We start from the raw sequence: 3,809 nt of genomic DNA on the forward strand, positions 1-3,809 counted from the left end.
TCCTGCAAGACCTCCGCCGGGCCCTGCTGCACCCGCCTGCCCAACTCCACCCCACCGACGACTCGGCCTTGGCACCCGCCACCCAGGCCGCCTAAAATCCACTCACGGCACCTACCTCGTCGAGCTATTTACACCGCTCCGAGGACGCGACCGTGCCAAAATACGGAGCCGTGAATGACCCATGGTTACCGGGAAGGAGAGACATATGCCCGAATATGGCTTACCAGCCATGATAGAGGAGGTCCGAAACGGCGTCCGTTCCGACGTCGGGCTGCCCGGCTGTGGCATTACCACTGTTCCAGAGTCATTGCGAGGCCTCACCAGTCTCCAGAGACTTGACCTTCGCGGGAATCGGCTCGTCACCGTGCCCGCGTGGCTGGGCGAGCTCGCCGGCCTCCAAGAGCTGGATCTGCGCGAGAACCGGCTCACCGCAATGCCCGATACACTGCATGGCCTCGTTGGTCTTCAGGTGCTGGACATGGGTCAGAACCGGCTCGCTACGCTCCCTGCCGCACTGTCGCAGCTGCCGAAGCTCAAGATCCTGAATCTGCAAAGCAACAAGCTCACCGCACTACCCGAGACGCTGGGTGACCTCGGTTCTCTCCAAGTGCTGAACGTGGCTCACAACCGGCTCGCTACGCTTCCTGCCGCACTGTCGCAGCTAGCCGAACTTAAGTTCTTGAACTTGGAAAACAACAGACTCGCTACGCTGCCCGCATCTCTGGGCGATCTCACCGGTCTGACAGACCTGAACCTAAGTAACAACCGGCTGATGCAGGTGCCAGATGGCGTGGGCGGACTCATCAGCCTCCATTCGCTCGACCTGCACGGAAATCGCCTCACCTCGCTGCCCGAGTCGATCGGCGAGCTCGCCGGGCTCGTTGTGCTCGACCTCAGCGACAACAGGCTGTCCCGGTTGCCCGGCGCGCTGGGCTACCTGACCAGTCTCGACGTGCTTAGACTCGCAGGTAACCACCTCACCATGCTGCCCCCATCGGTGTGTCTGCTCACCGGCCTCCGCGCACTGAGCCTGAACGGCAACCGGCTCGCCGCCATACCGGACGCGATCGGCGCACTGACCAACCTCGTCAAGCTCAACCTGAGCGACAACATGCTCACTGCGTTGCCCGAGGCACTGGACGGGCTCAACAAGCTCGCCGTGCTGGAGGTCGCTGGCAACCCGATTAGTCCGCAGGTCCCAGCACCGACGGCTACCCCCGTGCCGGAGACGCGTGGGCGATCATGGATGTTCGAGTTAGTCGTGCGGGGGCTCACGTCCAGCTACAGCTACCTCGGGTGGAAGGACGCGAACGACACCATGTTCGGCGACATCGCGTGGCTGCCACATCTGACAGGCGGCGAACGTTCCGAGGCCGAAGACCTGGCCATCGCGACGTTACAGGAGGGCGACCCACGGGCCGCACTCGCCCTTGGGGACGCCGGTTGTGCCCGCGCGATACCGGCGCTGCTCGGCATGGCCACGTCCGCATCCAACACGCCTTACGTCCGCCTCTTCGCAGTCCGCGGACTCATGCAACTCGACCCAGGAGCCGCCCGCGCCATCGCGATCGAGATTCTGCGAGACAGCACGATCTTCTGGCGCGACCGCTGCGAGGCGATCCGCGTATTGGCCATCCGTCCAGACAGTGAGACCGAGACGGTGTTGGAGGAAGCCACCGCCGACGCCAATCCGGAGGTCAGCACCACGGCGGCCTGGGCGTTGGAGGAGATAGGGGAGCCTAGAGATCCAGTCTAGGGGTCTCCCGCACTCGCCGGGTGGCCCCGGTGCGCGCGCAGGAACGCTGGTTCGAGGTGTCGATCAAGTTGGGTGAGCCTGTCGATGTGATTCCGGATTTGCAGGCGGCCGTTGATGCGCATCCGACGCATGAACGGTTCTGGGCTCAGCTGATTCTCGCGCTTTCTCAAGGAGGACGGCAGGCGGAGGCGCTGGAGAAGTATTGGATGGTCCGTGATCAGCTGCGCACGGAGCTCGGCCTTGACCCAGGGCCGGAGATCCGGCAAGCGCACAAGCGCATATCAAGGCATCCTCCGCGAGGGCGCCGCAGGCCTCGGTGCAGCAGGTCGCCGGTGTTCTGGTACCGGCTGAACTGCCTGCTGATAGTAGCTCCTTCATGGGGCGGGAGGCCGAGCTGGAGCATCTGTGTGATCACATGATCTGTGGCCGCCAGCGGCCGACGATCTTCGCACTCAGTGGTTGTGGCGGTGTGGGCAAGTCGGCGCTTGCCATCCATGCCGCACATCAAATAGCCGGCCACTTCCCCGACGGCCAGCTGTACGTGGACCTGCACGGTGCCATCACCGACATCGAACCGCTCCAACCCGCAGAAGCGCTCAGGCGGTTCCTATGCTCCTTGGGTCTGGCGGAGACAGCCGTGCCCGCCTCTGTCGAAGAGGCGGCGGCCCGGTTCAGGTCGATGACCAACGGCAAGCGGGTGTTGGTGGTGCTGGACAACGCTCGCGATGCCGAGCAGGTGCGTCCGCTCATTCCCGGAGGTGTCGGCTGTGGAGTGATCATGACCTGCCGGCGAACGGTCGCTCCCTTCGGCGGGGTCGTTCATCGTGACCTCGATGTGCTGTCCGAGCAGGAGGCGGGCCTGCTGCTGTCGCGCCTGGTCGGGCCGGAGCGCGTCGAAGCGGAACCGGGCGCCGTGGCCAGTGTGGTGCGGTTGTGCGGCGGTCTGCCGTTGGCGCTGTGCATCGTGGCCGCGCGCCTGGCTGCACGGCCGGCCTGGTCCGCGCCGCGATGAGGGACCGGCTCGAGAGCGAGCAGCACCGGCTGGCCGAGCTCCAGATGGGTGATCGGGCGATCCGAGCTAGTTTCGAGGTGAGCTACCGAGATCTCGCGAGGGATGGCGACGGCGCCGAGGCCGCGCGGTTGTCCCGGCTGCTGGGGGTGTTCGGTTGCATTGACGTCGGTCCCGAGACCGCCGCGGCACTGGCTGACCTTCCCGCCGGGCGCGCCGGTGAGCTGCTGGAGAGCTTGGTCGAGGGCCAGCTGGTGGAAACGCCCGGCCCCGGCCGCTACCGCATGCACGCCCTGCTCCGCTTGTACGCCCGCGAGTGCGCCGAGACGTTCGACACCGAGCAGGCCACGTCCGCGGGCGTGCACCGCGTCCTGCACTGCTATCTGAGAACGGGGCGTGCCGCGACCTTGTTGCTGAACCCGGCGGCGAGCTGGCGCACCGAACTGGGGCCTCGTCATGAAGGCGACCAGGGGCCTGCTTTGCGCGATAGTAGGGAGGCGAACGCGTGGGTCGATGAGGAGGCCGCGAACCTCGCCGCCGTTGTCCATCAGGCGGCGAGCCGGGATGACAACCTGACCATCGCTCTGGCCGCCGCGCTCACCTACCCTCTGTACGTCCGAGGCCACTGGCGGCAGGAACTCGTGCTCTGCGAGATCGCCGTAGAAACGGCGGAGCGCACCGGAGATCCGGTGTATAAGGCCTTCGCCTACACCAATCTAGGCACAGTCAGGCCCCAACTGGATTGGCTAGTGTCATGCGCCTGAAATTCGTCGGACAAATCTTCACACTTTACGTATGGCGCATCGAGGTCCGTCTGCGGTGGAGATCCAGAGTTGGCGCGGCTGCGGCGGGAGAGGGCCGAGCTGGTCAAGCAGCATGCCAAGGAGAAGTCGGCCTGGGAGAAGGAGCGTGCGGAGCTGGAGGACGAGCGTGATGACGCCCCTATGTTTGTCAAGCCGCAGCGGGCGGAGTACGCGCTGGTGAGAGTGCTGCGGTGATGATCGGGAAGACTTCGCGGGCGACGTAGCGCTTGAGGCAGCGGAT

General features: G+C 65.3%; 5 protein-coding genes. All 5 read left to right on the forward strand.

Going from position 1 to position 3,809, the window contains the following annotated elements; translation table 11 throughout:
- Positions 1–229: 229 nt before the first annotated feature.
- The 5 genes from E1294_RS51310 (at position 230) to E1294_RS53970 (ending at position 3,763) form a co-directional block, all read left to right on the forward strand.
- Positions 230–1,756, forward strand: a complete 1,527-nt coding sequence (locus E1294_RS51310; RefSeq protein ID WP_342775166.1) for a leucine-rich repeat domain-containing protein — start codon at positions 230–232, stop codon at positions 1,754–1,756.
- Positions 1,757–1,785: 29 nt separating this feature from the next.
- Positions 1,786–2,175, forward strand: a complete 390-nt coding sequence (locus E1294_RS58745; protein ID WP_165977975.1) for an AfsR/SARP family transcriptional regulator — start codon at positions 1,786–1,788, stop codon at positions 2,173–2,175.
- Complete coding sequence (locus E1294_RS51320; protein ID WP_246083886.1) at positions 2,073–2,768, forward strand: NB-ARC domain-containing protein; 696 nt, start codon at positions 2,073–2,075, stop codon at positions 2,766–2,768. The genes E1294_RS58745 and E1294_RS51320 overlap by 103 nt, the downstream gene beginning before the upstream one ends.
- Positions 2,765–3,529, forward strand: a complete 765-nt coding sequence (locus tag E1294_RS51325) for a hypothetical protein (RefSeq protein WP_132520450.1) — start codon at positions 2,765–2,767, stop codon at positions 3,527–3,529. Before E1294_RS51320 ends, E1294_RS51325 begins: the two co-directional genes overlap by 4 nt.
- Positions 3,530–3,598: 69 nt before the next feature.
- Positions 3,599–3,763 carry a hypothetical protein gene (locus E1294_RS53970; protein WP_165977976.1) on the forward strand — a complete coding sequence of 55 codons (165 nt, stop codon included), beginning with the start codon at positions 3,599–3,601 and terminating at the stop codon, positions 3,761–3,763.
- Positions 3,764–3,809 lie beyond the last annotated feature (46 nt).

The sequence above is a fragment of the Nonomuraea diastatica genome (genome assembly GCF_004349015.1).
Lineage (GTDB): Bacteria > Actinomycetota > Actinomycetes > Streptosporangiales > Streptosporangiaceae > Nonomuraea > Nonomuraea diastatica.

What these genes read in the sequence shown, in the direction of transcription:
- E1294_RS51310 (WP_342775166.1), top strand. Translation starts at nt 230, where the DNA reads ATGATAGAGGAGGTCCGAAACGGCGTCCGTTCCGACGTCGGGCTGCCC.
- E1294_RS51325 (WP_132520450.1), top strand. Translation starts at nt 2,765, where the DNA reads ATGAGGGACCGGCTCGAGAGCGAGCAGCACCGGCTGGCCGAGCTCCAG.